This is a genomic window from Mariniflexile ostreae (assembly GCF_042427585.1).
GTDB classification, from domain to species: Bacteria; Bacteroidota; Bacteroidia; order Flavobacteriales; family Flavobacteriaceae; genus Pseudalgibacter; species Pseudalgibacter ostreae.
On sequence record NZ_JBHMFC010000001.1, the window covers coordinates 1 to 22,792 of the forward strand.

At 35.6% G+C, this 22,792-nt stretch carries 23 protein-coding genes; 6 read left to right on the plus strand and 17 right to left on the minus strand.

Annotated elements, in window-relative coordinates; translation table 11 throughout:
- Positions 1-288: 288 nt before the first annotated feature.
- Entirely contained in the window at positions 289-570 is a 282-nt protein-coding gene (gene ppnP / locus ACFFU9_RS00005; RefSeq protein WP_379859300.1) for a pyrimidine/purine nucleoside phosphorylase, read from the plus strand.
- Between the two features lie 160 nt (positions 571-730).
- Here ppnP and ACFFU9_RS00010 read toward each other — a convergent pair whose 3' ends face one another.
- The 7 genes from ACFFU9_RS00010 to ACFFU9_RS00040 all read right to left on the minus strand — a co-directional run bounded on the left by ACFFU9_RS00010 (position 731) and on the right by ACFFU9_RS00040 (position 8,829).
- The gene (locus tag ACFFU9_RS00010) at positions 731-2,110 is read right to left on the minus strand and encodes a glycosyl hydrolase family 8 (protein ID WP_379859301.1); all 1,380 of its coding nucleotides are present in this window, start codon (positions 2,108-2,110) and stop codon (positions 731-733) included.
- A 141-nt stretch (positions 2,111-2,251) separates the two neighbouring features.
- Complete coding sequence (locus ACFFU9_RS00015) at positions 2,252-3,169, minus strand: ABC transporter ATP-binding protein (RefSeq protein WP_379859302.1); 918 nt, start codon at positions 3,167-3,169, stop codon at positions 2,252-2,254.
- Between the two features lie 86 nt (positions 3,170-3,255).
- Positions 3,256-5,406, minus strand: coding sequence for a prolyl oligopeptidase family serine peptidase (locus ACFFU9_RS00020; RefSeq protein ID WP_379859303.1), 2,151 nt, complete (start codon positions 5,404-5,406; stop codon positions 3,256-3,258).
- A gap of 86 nt (positions 5,407-5,492) precedes the next feature.
- A complete protein-coding gene (locus tag ACFFU9_RS00025; protein WP_379859304.1) occupies positions 5,493-6,482 on the minus strand; it encodes an aspartate-semialdehyde dehydrogenase in 990 nt (329 codons plus the stop codon).
- A 133-nt stretch (positions 6,483-6,615) separates the two neighbouring features.
- Positions 6,616-7,017: a large-conductance mechanosensitive channel protein MscL gene (mscL, locus tag ACFFU9_RS00030; RefSeq protein ID WP_379859305.1), complete on the minus strand. Its 402-nt coding sequence runs from the start codon at positions 7,015-7,017 to the stop codon at positions 6,616-6,618.
- A 62-nt stretch (positions 7,018-7,079) separates the two neighbouring features.
- Complete coding sequence (gene alr, locus ACFFU9_RS00035) at positions 7,080-8,186, minus strand: alanine racemase (RefSeq protein ID WP_379859306.1); 1,107 nt, start codon at positions 8,184-8,186, stop codon at positions 7,080-7,082.
- Positions 8,179-8,829 carry a thymidine kinase gene (locus tag ACFFU9_RS00040; protein ID WP_379859307.1) on the minus strand — a complete coding sequence of 217 codons (651 nt, stop codon included), beginning with the start codon at positions 8,827-8,829 and terminating at the stop codon, positions 8,179-8,181. The genes alr and ACFFU9_RS00040 overlap by 8 nt, the downstream gene beginning before the upstream one ends.
- A 102-nt stretch (positions 8,830-8,931) precedes the next feature.
- On the opposite strand from ACFFU9_RS00040, the gene ACFFU9_RS00045 reads away from it, so the two are divergent.
- From ACFFU9_RS00045 to ACFFU9_RS00060, 4 genes are all read left to right on the plus strand, one after another.
- Entirely contained in the window at positions 8,932-9,660 is a 729-nt protein-coding gene (locus ACFFU9_RS00045; RefSeq protein WP_379859308.1) for a DUF8457 domain-containing protein, read from the plus strand.
- A 3-nt stretch (positions 9,661-9,663) separates the two neighbouring features.
- Positions 9,664-10,335 carry a 16S rRNA (cytidine(1402)-2'-O)-methyltransferase gene (gene rsmI, locus ACFFU9_RS00050; RefSeq protein ID WP_379859309.1) on the plus strand — a complete coding sequence of 224 codons (672 nt, stop codon included), beginning with the start codon at positions 9,664-9,666 and terminating at the stop codon, positions 10,333-10,335.
- A gap of 63 nt (positions 10,336-10,398) precedes the next feature.
- Positions 10,399-10,743, plus strand: a complete 345-nt coding sequence (locus tag ACFFU9_RS00055) for a HopJ type III effector protein (protein WP_379859310.1) — start codon at positions 10,399-10,401, stop codon at positions 10,741-10,743.
- Between the two features lie 85 nt (positions 10,744-10,828).
- Positions 10,829-11,398: a uracil-DNA glycosylase family protein gene (locus ACFFU9_RS00060; protein ID WP_379859311.1), complete on the plus strand. Its 570-nt coding sequence runs from the start codon at positions 10,829-10,831 to the stop codon at positions 11,396-11,398.
- A gap of 17 nt (positions 11,399-11,415) precedes the next feature.
- Here the strand turns inward: ACFFU9_RS00060 and pheS are convergent, their stop codons facing one another.
- Together pheS and ACFFU9_RS00070 are read right to left on the minus strand one after the other, a co-directional pair.
- Entirely contained in the window at positions 11,416-12,435 is a 1,020-nt protein-coding gene (gene pheS, locus ACFFU9_RS00065) for a phenylalanine--tRNA ligase subunit alpha (protein ID WP_379859312.1), read from the minus strand.
- Between the two features lie 228 nt (positions 12,436-12,663).
- Positions 12,664-13,020: a hypothetical protein gene (locus ACFFU9_RS00070; protein WP_379859313.1), complete on the minus strand. Its 357-nt coding sequence runs from the start codon at positions 13,018-13,020 to the stop codon at positions 12,664-12,666.
- A 169-nt stretch (positions 13,021-13,189) separates the two neighbouring features.
- Between ACFFU9_RS00070 and ACFFU9_RS00075 the strand changes: the two genes are divergently transcribed.
- Entirely contained in the window at positions 13,190-13,720 is a 531-nt protein-coding gene (locus ACFFU9_RS00075; protein ID WP_379859314.1) for a CvpA family protein, read from the plus strand.
- A 17-nt stretch (positions 13,721-13,737) separates the two neighbouring features.
- Here ACFFU9_RS00075 and ACFFU9_RS00080 read toward each other — a convergent pair whose 3' ends face one another.
- From ACFFU9_RS00080 to ACFFU9_RS00115, 8 genes are all read right to left on the minus strand, one after another.
- Positions 13,738-14,364, minus strand: coding sequence for a carbonic anhydrase (locus ACFFU9_RS00080; protein ID WP_379859315.1), 627 nt, complete (start codon positions 14,362-14,364; stop codon positions 13,738-13,740).
- 40 nt (positions 14,365-14,404) lie between these two features.
- On the minus strand, positions 14,405-15,154 hold the full coding sequence (locus ACFFU9_RS00085) for a tetratricopeptide repeat protein (protein ID WP_379859316.1): 750 nt from the start codon (positions 15,152-15,154) through the stop codon (positions 14,405-14,407).
- A 1-nt stretch (position 15,155) separates the two neighbouring features.
- The gene (locus tag ACFFU9_RS00090; protein ID WP_379859317.1) at positions 15,156-16,931 is read right to left on the minus strand and encodes a BatD family protein; all 1,776 of its coding nucleotides are present in this window, start codon (positions 16,929-16,931) and stop codon (positions 15,156-15,158) included.
- 83 nt (positions 16,932-17,014) lie between these two features.
- Positions 17,015-17,872: a tetratricopeptide repeat protein gene (locus ACFFU9_RS00095; protein WP_379859318.1), complete on the minus strand. Its 858-nt coding sequence runs from the start codon at positions 17,870-17,872 to the stop codon at positions 17,015-17,017.
- 116 nt (positions 17,873-17,988) lie between these two features.
- On the minus strand, positions 17,989-19,029 hold the full coding sequence (locus ACFFU9_RS00100) for a vWA domain-containing protein (RefSeq protein ID WP_379859319.1): 1,041 nt from the start codon (positions 19,027-19,029) through the stop codon (positions 17,989-17,991).
- 137 nt (positions 19,030-19,166) lie between these two features.
- The gene (locus ACFFU9_RS00105; protein WP_379859320.1) at positions 19,167-20,168 is read right to left on the minus strand and encodes a vWA domain-containing protein; all 1,002 of its coding nucleotides are present in this window, start codon (positions 20,166-20,168) and stop codon (positions 19,167-19,169) included.
- Positions 20,168-21,850: a hypothetical protein gene (locus ACFFU9_RS00110; protein WP_379859321.1), complete on the minus strand. Its 1,683-nt coding sequence runs from the start codon at positions 21,848-21,850 to the stop codon at positions 20,168-20,170. Before ACFFU9_RS00110 ends, ACFFU9_RS00105 begins: the two co-directional genes overlap by 1 nt.
- A 12-nt stretch (positions 21,851-21,862) precedes the next feature.
- On the minus strand, positions 21,863-22,729 hold the full coding sequence (locus ACFFU9_RS00115) for a DUF58 domain-containing protein (RefSeq protein WP_379859322.1): 867 nt from the start codon (positions 22,727-22,729) through the stop codon (positions 21,863-21,865).
- Positions 22,730-22,792 lie beyond the last annotated feature (63 nt).

Consider the following 22,792-nt stretch of genomic DNA (forward strand, 5'->3'; position numbering starts at 1 on the left):
TAGATTTGACACAACCATTGCAAGTTGGTTGGGTTTCAACTATCTATCATTTATGGCAATATTCCTAAAGAAAATGAAAAGCAAAAAGTTTAAATGACCTCAACATCAAAAGGAGCTATTTTAATAGCATCAATTGCAGATATCTTATTATAAGTTTCAATAAAATCTTTCATATTATAATTTTTATCAAATTAACACCAAATATTCAAAAAGCATATTGAAAATAGTCAAAAGCACAATAAACACCCCTGATTGTATTACTTTTGTTGAAATTAAAAAATCAAAAATATGATTTCAGCAAACGAATATTTTGACGGAAACGTTAAATCTTTAGGTTACGTAAGTTCAACAGGAAATTCTACTTTGGGTGTTATGAATGCAGGCACTTACGAATTTAGTACATCCAAACATGAAACCATGAATGTTATTGAAGGTGAAATGAGTGTTAAATTACCTGGAAGTTCGGACTGGGTGACTTATAAAGCAGGAGAAGCTTATCAAATTGAAGCTAATGAAAAATTTCAAGTAAAGGTTAGCGGGCAAACCTCTTATTTGTGCCAATACAAATAAGAGCCATTCTTTTAAAAACCATTGAAAATAAAAATTTGACCTTTAACATCCTCCTTTTCGGAAATGTTAAAGGTCTTTTTTATCAAATCATCTTTCAACATCAGTTATGGCAGTTATCGAACTCTTGATTCTAAAACGCAACTTAATCCAAAATTACAGACTACTCTTTTAACAGTTTGTAAGGCACGCCATTAATAACAATAATATAAAGCCCAGAATTTAAATGCTGTAACTCTATTTGAGTAACGTTTTCTGGGCATGCCTTATCCATTAACAATGTTCCAGAAAGGTTGTATAGTTTTACCACATTGTTATAGTGCGAACCAAAATTTAAATAAAGGGTATTTATAACTGGGTGGGGATAAAAGGAAGCGTATATAACTCTGTTTGATTGAGGAGCGCCAAGGGTTAACATTTTTTCGGGACTATAAAAATTACCACTAAGCGTTAATAAATAAAGTACACGTAAAGTAGAAGCAAAATAAGCATCGCTCTTCATGTTTACAACTTTACTATACGCTAAGTTTACAAAATCTTGATTATTAGAAGCCATGGCAGCTACCGCATAGGCTCCAGTAAACGTAACATCTTTATATCCCATTTCGTAAGCTGTTCCATCTAAATTATATCCTGGGTAAATGTTATCTAAACCACCCTTATCATTAATAAAAGCAATAGCTTTATTTGCGTAACTTAAAGCATCAGAATTTCCATACCATAAATAATCCAAGGTTAATCGCCAAGGTGTTCTGGCAGCATCATAACTATAAGCTTGCCCCGCATACTTAGCCCAACCAACTTGGGTAGAAAAACTTCCATCTGCCTGGCACCAATCTGAGACTAAATTAAATTTCGCATTATTCTGAGATTGATTTAATTGGATTATCTGATAGCTTTTAGAAGCGACATTATTCCAACTCCCATCGTTGGTATGCGACGCATATGCGCGATAATATGCAGGTGAATAATATGAAATATTAGTGGTAGCACTTCCACCCCAAGCATCTCCAGGTTTTAAAACGTGGGTTCCAGATTCTATTTCATGAGTTTTAATAATATTAATCAATGTGCTCGCTGCATTGCTATAGTTAATAGAGCCGGTGCTGCCCCATCTAGTATTGGCAATTAATAATGCCATCGCAACATCTAGTTCTGCGTCTGTAGCGCCATTTTGTCCAATTACGGATGAACATTCTTGAATTTTCCAATGCATCACATCGTTCTCATTTAAAAAAGATTGATAATAATGCCATAGCCCATCCAACAAGGTTTGGTCTCCCGCATAAGCCGCAATCAACATACCATAACCGATACCTTCAGACACGGTTTCGTTAGGATTATCAAATTTCACACGTATACTATTCGCATTGCAATGGGTGGTGTATTTACTCTTCCAAGATGTGTAAGCTTCAATAATATCAGACTGGTTTATGTTTGTAGGAAGTGTTCCATACTCATAGCCAGGATTTAATAATGTTTGGGCATAATTAAAGTTTACAGATGCTATTATAAAAATAATAGACAGATTAATAGTTCTCATATATAGGTTAAGATTTAAATCGCCATCTCAATCGACTAAAATTGAGGTTTGATAGATTAAAAACATTAAATATAAGAAAACACACTAATTTAATGTAGGTTTTTTATAGCTTAAAATATTTAACCTTAAAAAAGGGACGATTTATGATTCTTTAATAATGGTTAAAAAAACAGATGTCCCTTTTTCTAAAGCTGAAGGGTTTTCAAAAAATAGAGATTTATTTTTAAATTCTGTTTCCACCAAGAAATAATGCCCCTTAAAATAGGATTGCTTTACCTTAACCTCCAAATCTGAAATATCAACTTGCTTTAACTGGTTAGCATAAACCATCTCTCCATCAATCTCATTAAATTCTCCAAAAAAAGAGGCTATTAATTTATGCTCAGGATTATGGTACAGGTATTTAGGTGTATTATGAGCCATAATTTTAGCATCATCTAAAACAAGCATCGTATCGGAGAAAGACAATACATCATCTTTATCGTGAGTAGCCACTATACAAGTGATGTTTTTTTCTTTAAGATATTTAAACAAACTTCGGCGCAACGATTGCTTCTGAAAATTATCGATATGACTAAAAGGCTCGTCCAATAAAATAATTTCTGGTTGTTTTGCAATGGCTCTAGCTAGAGCCACACGTTGTTTCTGACCACCACTTAATTCTTTGACTTTAACATCTGCCACAGACTCCAATTCTACAACCTTCAAAAGTTCTTGAATACGTTGTTCTTTTTCCTCGGGATAAAAATTAGATAAAAACGCACCAATGTTCTCGGATACAGAAATAAACGGCATCAAATCAAATTCTTGGGCGACATACTTCATAAACTCAGGCCCTACAATGAGATTGTGCTTAGGTCCCAAAATGGGGGTGTTTCCCCAAAAAATATCACCTTCATTCAAATCATAAGTACCATAAAGCAGCTTTAAGAGCGTACTCTTGCCAGAACCACTCTCGCCAATAATAGACAGATGCTCACCCCTCTTAACATTAAAACTTATAGTTTCTAGAACGGCTTGTTTTTTATATTTAAAAGATAGATTCTTAACCTGAAGCATAATATAATTTAAAATGAGACTTCTAATTTAGATATTGAATAACGTATAAAAGTTATAAACAGTTAACATATCTCCGTGTCCAGTCTTTACTCTTTTCCGTTTACACGATAAGGCAAGGCATCAAAACCCATGTTAAACAACGTAAATCCAAAAATATCAGCATATTGCTCTATAATTTTACTTACAGGGGTGCCCGCACCGTGCCCCGCATCGGTTTCAATACGAATAAGTGTAGGGTTTGTACCCGTTTGTTTCTTCTGTAACTCGGCAGCAAACTTAAAGCTATGTGTGGGCACCACACGGTCATCGTGATCGCCAGTCGTTATTAAGGTAGCAGGATATGCCACGCCTTCTTTCACATTATGTAAAGGAGAATAGCCTTTTAGATACTCAAACATGTCTTGGCTTTGTTCCGCTGTACCATAATCATAGGCCCAACCAGCACCTGCTGTAAAGGTGTGATAACGCAACATATCTAAAACACCAACTGCAGGAAGAGCTACTTTTGCTAGATCTGGGCGCTGTGTCATTGTTGCCCCCACCAACAAGCCTCCATTGGAGCCCCCTCTTATAGCCAAGTAACTGGGCGTTGTATAATCTTTTTCAATTAAATATTCTGCAGCAGCAATAAAATCATCAAACACATTTTGTTTTTTTAATTGTATTCCTGCATCATGCCATACTTTACCGTACTCGCCACCCCCTCGGAGATTTGGAACTGCCAGAATACCGCCCTGTTCCATCCATACGGCATTGGTAATACTAAACGCTGGAGTTAAACTAATATTAAAACCGCCATAACCATACAGCATGGTTGGGTTTTTACCATCGCGTTTCAACCCCTTTTTATGCGTAATCATCATAGGAACCTTTGTTCCATCCTTTGACGTATAGAACACTTGATGGCTTTCATAATTATCTGGATCAAACCCTATTTCAGGTTTCCAATACAGTGCCGTTTTTCCAGATACAGGATCCATTTTATAAATACTGGACGGTGTATTATAATTGGTAAAGGCATAATACAAAACAGAATCTTTTGCTTTGCCACTAAACCCATTTACCGTACCTAGTCCCGGAAGGACAATATCCTTTATTAATTGGCCATTATAATCGTATTGTTTTACTTGAGAAATAGCATCCACCATATAATGGGCAAAGAAAAAACCACTTCCTTTAGAGGGTCTCAGTACATGTTCGGTTTCTGGAATAAAATCTTTCCAATTCTCTGGTGTTGGATTTGAAGCTTCTACCGTAACAATCTTTTTATTGGGAGCGTCTAAATTAGTAACCAAAAATAAGGTGCTACCATCGTTTTCCAATACATAGGTATCACTATCTGTATGGTTTAAAATAGTAACAAAAGATTTGTTTTTAAGCGAAAGGTCTCTTATAAACAGTTTGTTTCCAGATGTCGATTCTTGTGCAGAGATGATTAAATATGCATCATCTTCGGTAACACCAGCAGAGATGTAGCGGTGCTTTTCTTCAGGTATTCCGCCAAAAATTAAAACATCTTCTTTTTGAGATGTTCCCAATTCATGGTAATACACTTTATGTTGATCGGTTTTAGCCGAAAGCTCACTTCCCTTTGGTTTATCGTAGCTCGAATAATAAAACCCTTCATTTTTATACCAAGCGATGGCACTAAATTTCACATCCTTAAGCGTGTCGCCAATAATAGCTTTGTTTTCAGTTTTCATGACGATAATTTTTCGCCAATCGCTTCCGCCTTCAGAAATAGAATACGCCAATAAACTCCCATCTTTTGAAAAACTCAAATCTCCTAAAGAAACGGTCCCATCTTTTGAAAACGTATTAGGATCTAAGAAAACCTCAGTATCCCCACCCTCCTTTTTTCTATAAATGACGTCTTGATTTTGCAACCCATCATTTTTAAAATAATAGGTGAAATCGCCTTCTATAAAAGGCGCACTAATTTTCTCATAATTCCATAAATCTGTTAGGCGCTTTTTTAAATCGTCTTTAAAAGGAATCTTTTCCAAATAGGTATTGGTCGTATTATTTTGAGCTTCCACCCAAGCTTCGGTTTCTGGGCTCCTATCATCTTCCAACCATCTGTAGGGATCTTTAACGTCTGTGCCAAAATAAGTATCTATAGTATCAACGGTTTTTGTTTCAGGATAATTCACAAGCAAATCAGTTTTTTTAGGCGTTTCGTTTTTACAGGCAACTAAAACGGCTACGGATAGAAAATAAATAAGTGGGTTTTTCATAATTGAAGGTATTAATACCCAAAAATAAACAAAAAAGCCTCTGTAATAAATACAGAAGCTTAATTAATAGGTTTCTTAACAGAACTTTATACTAAGTGGTTCTCTATTAAATATTCTGCAATCTGAATGGTATTGGTTGCAGCACCTTTACGAAGGTTATCCGCAACTATCCACATGTTTAAAGTATTGGGCTGCGATTCGTCTCTTCTAATACGCCCCACAAACACATCATCTTTATCATGTGCATATATAGGCATTGGATAGGTATTGGTATCGGTATTATCTTGAACCACTACTCCAGAGGTTTCGTTTAGCAATTTACGCACATCGGCCAAATCGAAATCCTTTTCAAACTGAACATTTACAGCTTCGGAATGCCCACCTGATGTTGGAATTCTTACCGCTGTGGCCGTAATTGAAAATGTTTTATCATTAAATATTTTTTGCGGTTCTTGTGCCAATTTCATTTCTTCTTTAGTGTATCCATTTTCTAAAAACACATCACAATGCGGCAAAGCATTTCTTCCAATAGGATAAGGATAGGCCATTTCCCCTTTTATACCGGCAATTTCATTTTCCAATTGCTTAACTGCTTTTACACCGGTACCAGAAACCGACTGGTATGTGGAAACCACCACACGTTTCATTTTATATTTTTTATGAAGCGGCGCTAAAGCCATAACCATTTGTATGGTTGAGCAATTTGGATTGGCAATAATCTTATCTTCTTTTGTTAATTCATTAGCATTGATCTCTGGAACCACCAATTTTTTAGTCGGATCCATTCTCCAAGCTGAAGAATTATCAATTACCGTAGTACCTACTTCTGCAAATTTTGGCGCCCACTCTAAAGAAGTCTCACCTCCAGCCGATAAAATAGCAATTTGAGGTTTAGCAGCAACAGCCTCGGCCAAACCAATTATAGTATACTCTTTATTTTTATAGGTCATTTTTTTTCCTACAGAACGTTCTGAAGCGACTAGCAACAATTCAGTTAAAGGAAAATTTCGTTCTTCGAGAACTTTTAGCATCACTTCGCCAACCATTCCAGTGGCACCAACTACAGCTATTTTCATATCTAATACAAATTAATATTTTACACAAAATTAGACATTTATAGCCCTTTTAAGCAAACAAAAAGCCCTCAATTTTTTAAAACGGAGGGCTTTTTAACAACATATAACACAGTGTTATATATTTAACAAATTGTTATTTTTTTAGCAAATCTCTAATTTGAATAAGCAATTCTTCTTGAGAAGGTCCTTTTGGTGCCGCTGGGGCTGGCTCTTCTTTACGCTTCATTCTATTAATGCCTTTAATAACCATAAACATGACAAAAGCGACAATGATAAAATCAATAACATTAGTAATAAAATCTCCATAAAGCACAGCAACTTCACCCACTATTTCACCAGCTTCGTTTAAGGTTCCTTCGGTAATCACGTATTTTAGATCTTTAAAGTCTGAATTAAATATCAATCCAACTAAAGGCGATACAATACCTCCTGTAAAAGAAGTCACTACTCGGTTAAAAGCAGCACCCATAACAAAAGCAACGGCAATATCTACCAAATTGCCTTTCATTGCAAATTCTTTAAATTCTTTAAGCATATTTTTAGTGTATAAGGGTTATGATGGGGCTAAAATACTAAAAACTAGCCTAAATGTAAATATTATTTTAAAATCAACCGTTTTACCCGTTGCGAAATGGCGGTTATAATCTCATAAGAAATCGTATGGGCTTGTGCTGCTAGATTTTCAGCAGACGCATGAGGCCCAAAAACAATAACCTCATCGCCTTCATTACAATCAATATCTGTAATATTTACCATAATCATATCCATACACACATTACCAACAATAGGGGCTTGTTTTCCGTTTATAACTACAAACCCTTTACCTTGCCCATACTGTCTTCCAATACCATCGGCATGACCAATGGGAAGTGTGGCAGTTTTAATTTCCTTTTCAGTTTTAAAAGCACGATTATATCCTACCGAATCCCCTTTGTTAATAGTATGTATTTGAGAAATAACCGTCTTTAACGTCGCAATAGGCTTAACGTTTTTATTTTCCTTTTCAGAATTACCAAAACCATATAGCCCTATTCCACTTCGCACCATATCAAAATGGGCTTCGGGATAGTTTAAAATACCAGACGTATTACAAATATGGAGCATTGGTGTATAGCCCATGTTTTTAGCGAAATTTACAGCAATGCTTTTAAAGGTCGCTATCTGATTTAAAGTGAATTCTTTTTCAGTTAAATCTTCACTGGCAGCAAGATGCGAAAGTATTGAAATCACTTTTATAGCTGTAGTACTCTTTAATTTTGAAAGAACAGCATCTAATTCCTTTTCATAAAACCCAAGGCGATTCAATCCCGTATTAAATTTAATATGAACGGGATACGCTGTGTGTTTTTTAGCAATTGCAACCTCAATAAACTCATGTAACACTTTTGCATTATACAAACAAGGTTCCAGGTTATTTACAATTAAAGTTTCAAAACTTACGGCCTGAGGATGTAAGACCATGATAGGTTTGGTAATGCCACTTTCGCGTAGGGCTACACCTTCTTTTACATAGGCTACCGCAAAATAATCGGCACCTAAATCTTGCATATAATGAGCTATTTCGCTAGCATCGCTTCCATAAGCAAAGGCTTTTACTACGGCTAAAAATTTAGTTTCTGGTTTTAATCTCGACTTAAGATATTCAAAGTTATGCTTTAAAGCTTTTAAATCTATTTCAAGACAAGTTTCTTGCGCTTTAGACATTATCGTTTTTTGATTTAGAGGGAATTAAGTCTTCTTTTTTAGATGTTTCAGCACTTCTATCTTTATCCTGCATTCTAGCCCGATAGAACGCGGCCCTGCTTAAGGGCTCGTACGCCTCTACCTCTCCAAGAAGCACCAAATTATCACTTTTTGATTTGCGATAACTATACTGTGCCAAATTACCGGTTCGCGTACAAATAGCATGTACCTTGGTAACGTATTCTGCCGTTGCCATCAAATTCGGCATGGGCCCAAAAGGCTTACCTTTAAAGTCCATATCCAATCCTGCTACAATAACACGAATCCCTTTATTGGCCAAATCATTGCAAACACGTACAATTTCATCATCAAAAAACTGTGCTTCATCAATACCCACAACATCGCAACCATCTGCCAAAATCGGGATATTTGCCGCCGCAGGAACTGGTGTAGAACGAATTTCATTGGCATCATGAGACACCACTCTATCCTCGTCATACCGAAGGTCTATCGAGGGTTTAAAGATTTCAACTTTTTGTTTGGCAAATTGAGCACGCTTTAATCTACGGATCAATTCTTCAGTTTTACCTGAAAACATAGAACCACAAATGACTTCCACCCAACCAAATTGTTCTTTATGATTTACTGTATTTTCAAGAAACATTTTGTAATTTTAACACTAAAACAAAGTTAATCTTCGTTTATATAAAGGCGATGTAAATTTATTAAAAATATTAAGCCTAATGCGGAATTAAATTAAAAAATAATGAAGAAGAAATTAGAGTCTGAACTGGTTAGTATTGCCCATAGAATTTTAAAGCTTAAAGGCAAAGAAGATGTTATTAAAATGCATACCGAAGTTTCTGTACTTTTTGAAAAACTTTCGGTATTGAAGTTTACATATGAGAATTTTGAGACCCAAATTCCAACAATAGGTAGCGACTCATCTTTTTTCGAGATGCTAGATGATGCCTTTAACAACCAAGTAAGCGATGCGAATGAGGTGGAGGAGAATTGGGAAGCACAACAGCAAGACCCTATCATGGAGCCTGCTATTGAAAAAATAAAAGATATTGTAGCACAAATGCCACATGAAACCCACGAAGTAGACGCGCTTTTAGAGGCGGCCTTGCCAAAACAACAATACCATAAAAACGATTTAGAAAATTTAACTTCTGGATTTGAAAGTATGCCCATTTTCGAACCCATTTCAAACACAACACAGGGCCGCCCTGAAAAGAAGAAGTCTTTAAATGACAAATTAAACTCTGGCGGCATTAGAATAGGTTTAAATGATAAAATAGCTTTTATAAAACATCTTTTTGATGGAAAAAGTGAAGATTACGACCGTGTATTATCACAAATAAATACAGCAGAGAGCTTTAAATATGCGAAACATTTTATTCAAAACATGGTAAAACCAGACTATAATAACTGGATTGGAAAAGAAGAGTTAGAAGAACGCTTTTTGCAAATCATAGAAAGTAAGTTTTAATTAATGAGTAAACTTTATATAGTACCCACACCCATTGGAAATTTAAAAGATATCACCATTAGGGCAATAGAGACTTTAAAAGAAGTAGATTTAATTCTCGCAGAAGACACCCGTACCTCGGGAAAACTCTTAAAACATTTTGAAATCACGACACATATGCAATCGCACCATATGCACAATGAGCATAGAACGGTTGAAAATTTAATTCAAAAAATAAAAAACGGCACTACGGTTGCTTTAATTAGTGATGCTGGCACACCAGCTATTTCCGATCCTGGTTTTTTATTAACTAGAGCGTGTATCGAACATGATATTGAAGTAGATTGTTTACCCGGTGCAACCGCTTTTGTTCCCGCCTTGGTAAACTCGGGGTTGCCAAATGATAAATTTATATTCGAAGGCTTTTTACCCGTAAAAAAAGGGAGACAAACCCGTTTATTGTTTTTAGCTGAAGAAACCAGAACGATGATTTTTTATGAGAGTCCACATAAGTTACTCAAAACCTTAGACCATTTTTGCGAATATTTTGGCAAAGACCGTCAGCTCTCCGTATCCAGAGAATTGACCAAACTTTATGAAGAAACCATAAGGGGCACGGCAAAGGACGTTTTAGAACATTACACGAACAAACCCCCTAAAGGTGAAATTGTTATTGTAGTTGCTGGTAAAAAATAAAATAATACAAAAAATCCTATTTTGCTCTTATCAAATAAGAGCTGACACATTAAATCACATAAAATGACTTTAGACACATTTATCCAAACCTTGAAAAACACACCAAAAGCTGTTGCATTCTCAGAAACTATGGCTGTTATTGATCAGTACTACGATTTTACTCCTACCGCTTTTAAAAATGGAACCTTAAATAACAGTGCTGGCGAAAACTCAGGGTCTTGTAAGCTTTTTTCATTTGCGAAAAAACAGAAGCTTTCAAAAGCAGAAACTTTAGCTTGTTTTGGTAAATTCTACACAGACGATGTATTAAAAGACCCCAATGGTAGCGGCCATCAAAACATTAGAAATTTTATAAAAACCGGTTTTGATGGTTTGGTTTTTGAAGGAAATCCTTTAAAGGAAAAATAATCCTTAAAAGGATTTTATCGCTTTATTCTCAATATTAACAAGATGGAATTTAAAACAGTTTTAGAATAGGCAATAGTTACACTTGATGCAAGATTTACTTAAAGACATACGGCAATGTACTATTTGTGAAAAGCATTTACCGCTTGGCCCACGACCGGTACTATCGGCAGATAAAAACTCTAAAATTGTAATCGTTGGCCAAGCGCCCGGAACCAAAGTGCATGCTTCGGGCATTCCTTGGGACGACCAAAGCGGCAACACATTACGAACCTGGCTAAATGTGTCTTCTGAAGATTTTTATGATGCCACCAAATTCGCCATTCTTCCCATGGGGTTTTGCTACCCAGGCAGAGGAAAATCTGGCGATTTACCACCTCGGCCCGAATGTGCACCACAATGGCAAAAACCATTATTCGATAATATGCCTCATGTTAAATTGGTGCTTTTAATAGGCATGTACGCTCAGAAGTATTATTTAAAAAAACAAGCCAAAAAGAACTTAACAGAAACTGTGCGACACTATCATGATTATTTACCTAAATACTTCCCTTTACCACACCCTTCACCCCGAAATCGGTTTTGGTTAGCCAAAAACCCTTGGTTTGAATTTGAAGTTTTACCAGAACTGCAGGAGCAGGTTAAAATCTTGATATAACAAATACTGCTTTAGTATTACAAAGCGCTCTTAAATTGCTCTAAAAAGCGAACATCATTTTCACTCAACAAACGGATATCTCCAATTTGATACAGTAGCATGGCAATACGGTCTATGCCAACTCCAAAAGCAAATCCAGAATACGCTGTCGGATCAATATTGCAGTTTTTCAATACATTTGGATCGACCATACCACAGCCACCAATTTCCAACCAACCTGTACCTTTGGTTATTTTATAATCGGTTTCTGTTTCTAAACCCCAATACACATCAATTTCTGCACTGGGTTCTGTAAATGGAAAATAAGATGGACGCAAACGGATTTTAGACTTCCCGAACATTTCCGTAGTAAAATATTGGAGCGTTTGTTTTAAATCGGCAAAACTCACATCCTTATCAATGTACAGACCTTCAAGTTGATGGAAAAAACAATGTGAACGGGATGAAATCGCTTCATTTCTATACACTCGCCCAGGAGAAATCGTTCTTATGGGTGGCTTGTTATTCTCCATATAACGCACTTGTACAGAACTGGTATGAGTACGCAACAAAATATCAGGATTGGTTTGGATGAAAAACGTATCCTGCATATCGCGGGCTGGATGGTACTCCGGAAGATTTAAGGCCGTAAAGTTATGCCAATCGTCTTCTATTTCAGGCCCTTCACTAACATTAAACCCGATGTGTGAAAAAATATCGATAATTTGGTTTTTCACGATAGAAATTGGATGGCGTGCACCAATTTGAATAGGTTCGCCAGGACGAGACAAATCACCGTAAACCCCTTTCACCTCTTCTTTGCTTTCCAATTCTGCTTTTAAGGCCGCCACTTTGTCTTCAGCTGTACTCTTAAGTGTATTGACTATTTTTCCAAACGCTTTCTTTTGTTCGTTCGATACATTCTTAAACTCAGCAAAATAATGGTTTAGCAATCCTTTTTTACCTAAATATTGTATACGAAAAGCTTCTACTTCTTCTTTAGATTCTGCTTTAAAAGCTTCGGCTTCGGCAATTAATTCTTTTATCTTATCTATCATGACATCATTAAAATGAGGACAAATTTAATGATTTTTATAAAGATAAAGCCTCTTCAATATAAGGAGTTTTAATTTTTTAAACACCCATAACCATAGCTTATGCTTTTAACAAAAAAGCCAAGTTATCTAATATGTACAAAGATTTAAAATTTTTATATAAAAACACCCCATAGAGCAACTCATAGAACCATAGCGCTTTGCCGGTTTAGCAGGAGGTGAAATAAAAAATCAGGATATATATTCGGACTCTAAAAAATAATTAACAATAGCCTCTTTCATTAAAATACTTTGTTCTCCAGCCTTTAAGTGCGGCAAGGTTTCCAAAGCTTTATAATGCGGCCAACCTTCATCATCTACATATTCCAACTCGTAATACCCATAAGGCTTAAGAAGCTTACAAATTGCAATATGCATGAGGTCTAGTTTTTGATCTTTTTTAAAGGTTCGCTCCAATTGCCCCAATTCTTGTACTCCAATAAGGTAAATTACAGCATCTAAATCCAAGATGTCACCATCTGCAAATTGATTGGATAATTTTTTAATTACCAACTCCCAACGTTCTTTTAATTGTTCATCTCTTGCCATTTGTAAAATTGAAGTGTTTAAATTAAAATACAAAGTTAATGAACCTCTACCTTATTTCTACATCTCAAATTTTTAAAATACATCTAGGGCTTAAAACCATCAATTAATAGCAAAAGCCCTTAACGGCCTAAAATCTTTTTATTATATATTTACAAAAAAGATTGACAGCATGGGAGTTTTAGATATTGTTTTAAGCATCTTGATACTATTTGGATTGGTTCGTGGTTTTATAAAAGGCTTTTTTGTAGAAGTAGCCTCTTTAATTGCTTTGGTAGCTGGTGTTTATGGAGCAATTCATTTTAGCCATTTTGCAGCCAATTTTATGTCCTCTTATGTGGAATGGGATGAAAAAACCATTAATATTACAGCTTTTGCAACTACCTTTATTGTTATTGTCTTAATCATTGCTTTAGCAGGAAAAGCCCTAACCACATTGGCTAGTTTTGCAGCTTTAGGGCTCGTAAACAAGTTACTTGGAGCACTTCTTGGAGGCTTAAAGACTGTGCTTATTTTAAGTGTTTTACTTATTGTGTTTGAAAAAATGAACGCTACTATAGTGTTTACCAATGAAAAAGACCTAGAAGACGCTATGCTTTACAAGCCAATTAAATCTGTAATACCCATGATATTACCTACTATATTAGAGATTGATAAAAACGACACATTTCAAAGAAATGAGCCGTTAATCCATCCATCTTAACCCCTTTCTATAAGGGTTTAATCTAATTTATAAATCTCCATAATATCTGTTAGATATTTATCGAAATCTATTTTTAAATCGATAAGTTTTCCTGAGCGTACATCGAATACCCAGCCATGCACCACAAGCCCTCTATCTCTATTGGCTTTTTGCACCACTGCTGTTTTTATAAGATTAACGCATTGCTCCTGAACGTTTAGTTCCACAAGTCTATCGTATTTTTTTTCTTCGTCTTCGATCGTATTCAACTCATCTCGATGGATACGGTACACATCGCGGATGTTACGCAACCAAGGGTTTAAAATCCCTAAATCTTCAGATTGCATGGCGGCCTTTACTCCACCACAAGCATAATGCCCACATACCACAACATGTTTTACCTTTAAATGTCCTACAGCATAGTTTACCACAGACATCACGTTTAAATCGATACTAATCACCATATTGGCGATATTGCGATGTACAAAAACATCTCCAGGGCCTAAACCCATTAATTCTTCAGCAGTTACCCTACTGTCGGAGCAACCAATAAACAAGAGTTCTGGAGTTTGTCCCTTGCTCAAATTTTCGAAGTATCCTGGTGAAGTAGCTAATTTATCTTTTATCCACTTTTCGTTATTTTGAAATACGGTTTTTATATCCATAGAATCATTTTCTTTTGGCTATAAATATAATTCAAAAAAATTAAAGTGCTTTAATGTCTTCGTTTTTAATCCAACCTATTTTACCGTCAGATAATTTTATTTTCTTCCAATCCTCTACAGCTTCCATAATTTGAACTTTAGTCCCTTCATGCAACCTAAACGATTCTTCACTACGATTATTGGGCTCACTTTTTACTCTGCTTTCTTTTGCAAATACAATGGCGGGGCGGTCTCTTTGATCTAAATTAAATTTATGAAAAGCAAACAAAAGTGCAGACACCATAAAGCCTATAAACACAAAAGAACCTATAAAAGACAAGCGTTTTTTTAAGGTTGAATAAGCGAAATAATACATTAAAAATAAGATTACAAAACAAAACACACTTACCACTGCCATAATGGCCCAAGTATCAAACGCGAATGTATTGGTAACCTTGTTGAGTATTTTTTTCAACCCACCTTCCGGAACAGTCTCTATAGCATCGATAGTCATGTTTCTTGAAAACGCCAGATTATTTTGTATGTCTGGATCGTTTGGTGATAATTGCAATGCTTTTTCATAATAATAAATGCTAGACGCAATATTATTTAATTTATAGTGTGCATTCCCCAGATTAAAATAAAGTGCCGCCGAATGGTTTCCGGTTTTCAAAATAGCACTATAATGATCTATAGCTTCAGCAAACTTACCATCGTTATAAAGTGAATTACCTTTATCAAAATCAGCATTATTTTGCGCGTTTAGAACCGAACAAAACAAGATCATTAATATATAAAATAGAGACTTCATTTTATCGTGCTTGTTTATCAATTATCGAAATGGTTTTTGCGGCTTTATCATAATCTTCCTGCATGGTTACAATGTCTATAGGCGTGTAACGTGCCAATTCGCATCGCTCTAATAAATTCTTAAAATCTACAATCACCTCAGCATCCACCTGTCGTTCTATGAGTAGTGTTTTAATTTTATCTTTACTCAAGTCGCTAGTTTCTATCTGTAATTTCGCTTTTAAATAATTATGCAAAGCTTTTTCCATAGCAATATAAAACGCTTCTTTTTGACCCATTGCTTTTTTAGCATGACTCAAATATTTTCGCGCCAGTTTATCTGCTTTTCTTATTTTGTTACCAAAGGCATCTGCATCTCTAATCGCTTTCTTTTTTCGTATCACAATCGCCAATGGAATAGCTAAAAAAGGCAACAGCAATAGAGACCAAAATGTTCGGGTCTTAAAAAAAGAGGTGGTATCAATAGGCGTAAAATCCGTTTTTGTTTTTATAAAAGCAAACGGCTCACTATTCAACACCACACTATGTTTCGTAGTGGAAGCATCGTGAGAAGGGCTACTAGCCATTTGGCTATTTACAGGCCCTTCTAAAACATCAATAACAATTTCATCGGAATTAAGCCGTTTATACGTTTCTGTTTTTAAATCGAAGTAAGAGAATGAAATACTGGGTATAGGGTATTTACCTTTAAATTGAGGCACTAAGGTATAACTATCGGAAACACTTCCCTCCATTCCCCTTAAAAGGGTTTTCACATTCTCGGTATGCTCAGGTTCATAAACCTCTAAAGAACTTGGTAAAATTAATTTAGGAAGCGTAAACAGTTTCAAATTCCCTTTTCCTTTTACAGCTATTTTTGCCTGTAAAGACTCTGAAGCATCTAAACTCGTTTTGGTAGTGGTAACATTGAAATCAAACTCCCCAACCGCACCAGTAAAATCGACTGGCTTACCCGCTTCTGGCAATGGTTTTACCGTAATGCTCCTACTGCCCGCAGAAACTCTTTTATTGGCTCGTGTCATTAATCGGCTACCAAAAATATCACGTCGATTGGTTGGAACTTGCACAGTAATATCCAAAGTTAAAGGTTCTAAATCCAACTTACCTGTTTTTTGTGGATAGAGCACCGCTTTTCTATAAACAACATAATTATAATCTTCACCTTTAAATGTTCCCTTTTCCAGTTTTAGTTCTTTTACTGGAATGTCTTGGCTCCAAAAATCATTATATTTTGGAACATCTACATCATTTAGATTGGTAACGTTTACGCTTGAAGAAAAATAGAATTTATAAACCACCGTAACCGCTTCATTTAAATAAGGGTTTGTATTCGATATTTCTGCTACCAAATGAATGTTTTCTGAGGCAATATAATTAGGGTCATTCGGGTCTGCTGGTTTATCTATAGCACTAGTAACCTCAATGGTAATAGGCACCGTTTTATAAGTTTCGCCATCAATGGCAATAGTGGCCTGATTAAGAATAAAGGTCCCCTGTTTTTTAGGAGCTAGAAAGTAACTATATGTTTTAGAGTAAGTTCTAGTGCCGTTAATCCAGGAGTTACTAACAGATTGATTTGGGCCTCCTACAACTGTAAAACCAGAGAAATCTGGAGGGTTAAAATTATCACCGTCTTGATTCATTTCAAAATCCACCCTTAAACGTTCGTTAACGCCCAACTTGGTCTTACTTACTTTAGCCTGAAATTTCACTTGAGCAGAAACCATGCTTGTGGCAAGTAGAATTAGAAATATAAATATGTATTTTATTCGTTTCATGTGATTTACGATGTTCCGTTTACGATGTATGAATTAAGTTCTATTTGAAAGCCAAACCCATAAATTATAATCCGTAATTCAAATTACCAATCTTTGTCTGTTTTTATGATAACCCCTTTTTGCTTTTCTGCATTCATCTTTTCCTGCACCTTTTGCTCTTGATTACCCATCGCTTCCAATAGGCTCTCTATTTGCTGTGGAGACAACTGCCCGGGTTGGGGTTGGGGCTTTTGCTCTTCTTTTTTATCCTGACCTTCTTTTCCTTGGTCTTCTTTATCATCTTTAGGCTTACCGTCTTCTTTTTTATCTTCAGAATCTTTTTTATCTTCTTTATCGTCGCCTTCTTTATTGTCTTTGTTTTTTTCCTCTTCTTTATCGTCCCCGTCCTTACTATCTTTATTCTCTTCTTTGTTGTCTTCGTTTTCCTGATCTTTATTGTCGTCTTTATTTTCTTGATCGTCTTTATTTTGATCCTCTTGATCCTTCTGCTCCGCTGCACACACCTTTGCTATTCCAAGATTATAACGTGTCTCATTATCTGTAGGATCGTTTCTCAAAGCGCTTTTATAGGCCTCTACCGCTTCTTTACATTGCTTATTCTTCATTAAAATATTTCCAATATTATGAAACACTTTATGTTTTTCCGCTTTTGTTGATGCCGTTTGTACAGCCTGTTCAAGACGGTAAAGCGCTTCGTTATATGCCCCACTTTTATAGTAGGCCGTTCCCAAATTATAAATCCCTTCCGTAGTTTCAGGCCTTTCTGAAATTGCTTTACGATACGCCATCTCTGCCGAAACATAATCATCGTCACCAATTAAAGTATTGCCCTGAAACACATAATCATTTGCTTTTTTTGAAGCCAACAATTGGGCTTTATCTTGCTCCTGAGAAAAAGAAAATGTGCTAAGCAATAATAATATATAGAGTCCTATTTTCATTTTTATCTGCTCGTTTTTTTAATGGCATATAAAGATATAAAACGCTTGTAGTTGTTATAGTTAAAGGTTTTATAAATGTTTGCTATACACGCTTATAATAAAGTTTGTTTATCTAATTAAAAGTTCTCATTAAATAAATTGAGTTTTTTCAACCATGCTGTTTTACGCTCTAAAAGAAATATATCTAGTAATAGGAATAAAATACCAAATCCTAAAAACCATTGAAATTGATCTTTATAATCGGAAAACTGTTTGGATTCAAATTCTGTTTTTTCCATACCATTTAAAATATCCCGAATACGCTCTACCACAACACTCGTGTTTTGGCCGTTTACATAAATTCCTCCGGCCTCTTCTGCTATTTTTTTAAGAAACCTCTCATCCAATCGGGTTATCACGGTTTCACCTTTAGTATCTTTTTTATAATGTAATAGAATCCCGTTTTTCTTTATCGGAATAGGCCCTCCTTTTACATCGCCTACGCCAATGGTAAATATCCTTATACCATGTTCTTCAAAAGCCTCTTCTGCTACATTGTCCGATCCCCCACCGTGATCTTCACCATCTGAAATAATAATAAGCACCCTATTGGTTTGCTCTTCGTCATTAAAATAAGTCTTCGCCAATTTGATGGCTTCATTAATAGCGGTTCCCTGAGAAGACAGCATATCGGTATTCATGTTTTGAAGAAACATCTTTGCTGCGCCATAGTCTGTAGTAATAGGCAATTGCGGAAAAGCTTTTCCAGCATAAGCGATAATCCCCACGCGATCACTTGCCAAATTATTAATGATTTGAGTGACCAATTGTTTTGTTTTCTCCAATCTATTGGGGGCAATGTCTTCAGCAAGCATACTTTTAGAAACATCTACAGCAAATACAATATCGACACCTTCTCGTTTTACAGTTTCCAATTTAGAGCCTATTTTAGGGTTCACTAAAGCTATTGCCAAACATGCAAACGCCAAACATAATACAATAATTTTCAAAACCGACTTAAAAAAGGACTGGTTTGGACTCAATCTCTTTAGAAGCTGTTTGTCTGCAAACTTTTTTTGTGTTCTTTTTCTCCAAAATTGAAGCACTAAAAAAAGTAGGAGTACTACTGGAATTATTACCAGTGCCCAAAACCATATTTTCTCTTCTAATAGATACATTTTTTTAAAATTCCAATATTAAAAAACCAAATTCCAAAAATTGTTAATTCGGTTGTTTTGTTAATGTTAATCTTTATTAATTTTCAAGGATTTACGTTTTATAGCGATCAAAATCTTTACAAATGACGAAGCAGCGTCTATACAAAACTCCTAAACAAGGTAAAACGTCCCAAAAGCTCCAGTATTAATAAAAAACCTGCTAGAAGTACTAATGGGCGGTACATTTCTTCATAGTTGTAATATTTAAACTCTTCAACATCTGTTTTTTCAAGTTTATTTATTTCATCATAGATTTCCGCCAACTTATTATTATCGGTAGCTCTAAAATACTTGCCTCCTGTTACTAAAGCTATTTCTTTAAGTAAAGCCTCATCAATTTCAACCTGTACCCTAATACGCTGTATATCTCCATTTCTGGTCATGGCTGGAAACATTGCCATGCCATTGGTTCCCAAACCAATAGTATAGACTTTTATATCGTATTCTGCTGCCAGTTCGCTCGCCGTTTTAGGGTCTATAAAACCAGAATTATTAACACCGTCGGTTAATAAAATAATCACCTTTCCTTTGGCTTCGCTATCTTTCAATCTATTAACGGCTATTCCTAAACCAGTACCTATGGCCGTACCATCTTCTAAAACCGTGCTAAAATCGATTTCATTTAAAGACCTCAATACAATGCCCTTATCACTAGTAATCGGGGTTCTTGTATAGCCTTCGCCAGCATATTCCACTAGGCCTATACGGTCGTTCGGCCGATCTTTCACAAACGCTGCGGCCACTCGTTTTAAAGCTTCCAATCGGTTAGGCTTTAAGTCTTCTGCACGCATACTTCCAGATATATCCATGGCCATAACAATATCGATGCCGCGCGTAGTTTTTGTTCGAGAAGACACATCTACCGTTTGGGGTCTTGCTAAAGCCGTAATCAATAAGGCCAAAGCCACTACGCGTAAAACAATTAAGCCATGTCTTAGTTTTGGCAGCCAAGACTGGGTAACCTGGAATCCTTTTAAACTAGATATTTTAAGCTCTGCCGTTTGTTTGTTTATTTTTAAAACATACCACAGTATTATTAATGGCAGTAATAAAAACAACCAAAAAAATTCTTTATTTAAAAATTCTATGCCTCCAAACATCAGTCTTCTACTTTTTTAAGTTCTATGGAATTTAAAATGCGATCCACAATCTGATCAGCATAGCGATCTTCTTTTTTCCATGTTAGCACAATTTGCTGTATCACGTTTTCGGCATTAAACACCAATACAATATAATTGCCTGTTTCTTTCCTATCTGGAACCAATGAAGGAAAATCGCCTGTTCCATAAGTTTTTAAGCCTTCTGCTCCATTAGGGGTGACAAACGTATCGGCTTTTACTAACATATTTTCCACGCCTTGGTTCTCCATCATTTTAATACTCTGTTCTGCAATTTGTTCGAGGTCTATCTTATTTTCACCTAAATTTTTAAGCACTGTTGTTATTACGGCAACATTAAACCCCTCCACCAGACTACCATATCCAAACATAGTCATATCTACTTCCTGCTTAGCCTCTTCTGGTATAGGTGGCTGCATTCTTTTCAACACTTTTGGCGTACGTATACTTACTGGTGGCACACCATAGTCACTAGACACCCAAGTACCTTCTAAAAGCGCTTTGCTTTCATGCCCCAAAACAGTGTCTTTCACATAATTAAAACCATATTTTATTGAAAAACCAACTCCTACCCCAATAAGCAAAAGAATGGCAACAGCTACAGTAAGGATTATTTTTCGACGTTTTGTTTTACGCTCTTGGTCTTCTCTATATTTCTCATCTAAAAGTTTTTCTTCCTCTGTGGGTTCTGGCAAAGCTTCTTTTACATTATCGATTTCTAGATCAATGGTTTTCCTATCTAGTTTGGCAAGTTCAACATCTGGTGCAGATTTGGCAAATTTAACCAAGTCGGCTCGTTTTAAAATACTTTCTAAGTTTTTAATATCCTCTTTACTAAGATCTATTTGATTACCGTCTTTTAGTAAATTAAGTCTATGAATAAGCTCATCGGTTGTACTTTCCAATGCACGATCATATACTTTTTCATCCAAATATTTTCTAATGATAAATGTTAATTCTGAATAGTAATCCTTAAGGTTTTCATGTTCTAAATAAAGACTTTCATCCAGTTTCTTCAAGGCCATTTTAGCTCTATCGTATGGGGGTAATAAGGCTATCTTTTCTTCTTCAGACAATGGTTTTTTTCGCCAAATAAACCAATATAATGTAAAACCAATACTCCCTATTACCAATAAAGCCAGCAAAACATACTGCCACCAATTATTAGAGGATTTGTTAACCTCCATTATCGGCTTAACATCGTAAAGCCCTTGTTTGGTAGTGTCTATAATGATGTTACGAACCTCCACCTGCATAGAATCGGTGAGAATTGTTTTATTGCCGATGACAACTTTTTGCTGAGGAATTGTATAAGCCCCAGAATCGAACTGCGTTAAGCCATATCTTTTAATAAGATTGTATCTGTCCTTATTTTTTATGGTATCGACAACGTAAGATTCTATCATTTCTAAAGGAGAAAATGATTGTCCTTCAGGAAATACCACAACACTTGCAGAATCGGCTTCAACTTGTATGGCATAAGTGATTTGTTCTCCAATTTTTATGGATGTAGAATCTGTAGTAACGGTAACTTGGGCAAATAAAAAGAAAGTATACAGAAAAAAGAACAAAGAGATCCCGACAGTTTTTGGGTTACCGAAAACCGGAAACCGAAGACCGAAAACGGAAGCTGTTTTTTTTATAAACCTAAGATCGTAATTCATAAATTGTAATTCTTAATTTCTTCGTTTAAAATATCCCAACAACTTTTTTACATAACTTTCATCTACACGACAATCTATAACGCCCGCTCCAGACTTGGTGAAACTGTCTTTAAAGTAATTTACTTTTTCTTGATAAAACTTACCGTAATTAAGCCTTACTTTTTTAGAAGCAGTGTTTACCAACATCAATTCGCCTGTTTCCTCATCCTGCATTTGAACCATGCCTAAGTTTGGTATCGTTTCTTCATGTTTATCATAAACCCGGATACCTGTAACATCATGCTTTTTAGAAACTATTTTCATAGTTTGATGGTAATCTTCTGTTATAAAATCGGAAAGCACAAATACAATGGCTTTTTTCTTCATTACGCTTTGCATGAACTTTAAAGCTTCAGCCAAATTCGTTCTTTTACTTTCTGGTTTAAATTCTATCAATTCTCTTATGATCCGCAATACATGCGAGCGCCCTTTTTTGGGCGGAATATAAAGCTCTACCTTATCAGAAAATAAGATAAGCCCGATTTTATCATTATTTTGTGTAGCCGAAAAGGCCAAAGTTGCAGCAATTTCGGTAACTACTTCATTTTTAAATTGGGTATCAGTTCCAAAAAGCTCCGAACCCGAAACATCTACCATTAACAACATGGTTAGTTCGCGCTCTTCTTCAAAAACCTTAATATAAGGTTCATGGTAACGAGCCGTTACGTTCCAATCGATATTTCTAACATCATCCCCAAATTGATACTGCCGCACCTCACTAAAAGTCATACCACGCCCCTTGAATGTAGAATGATATTCCCCTCCAAAAATATGATCAGACAAGCGACGTGTCTTAATCTCTATTTTTCGTACTTTTTTTAGTAAGTCTTTAGTATCCATCTTTTGAATTTACGATTTTTGATTTACGACAGCTTTACTAAAAAGGCATCGCAATTCGTTATG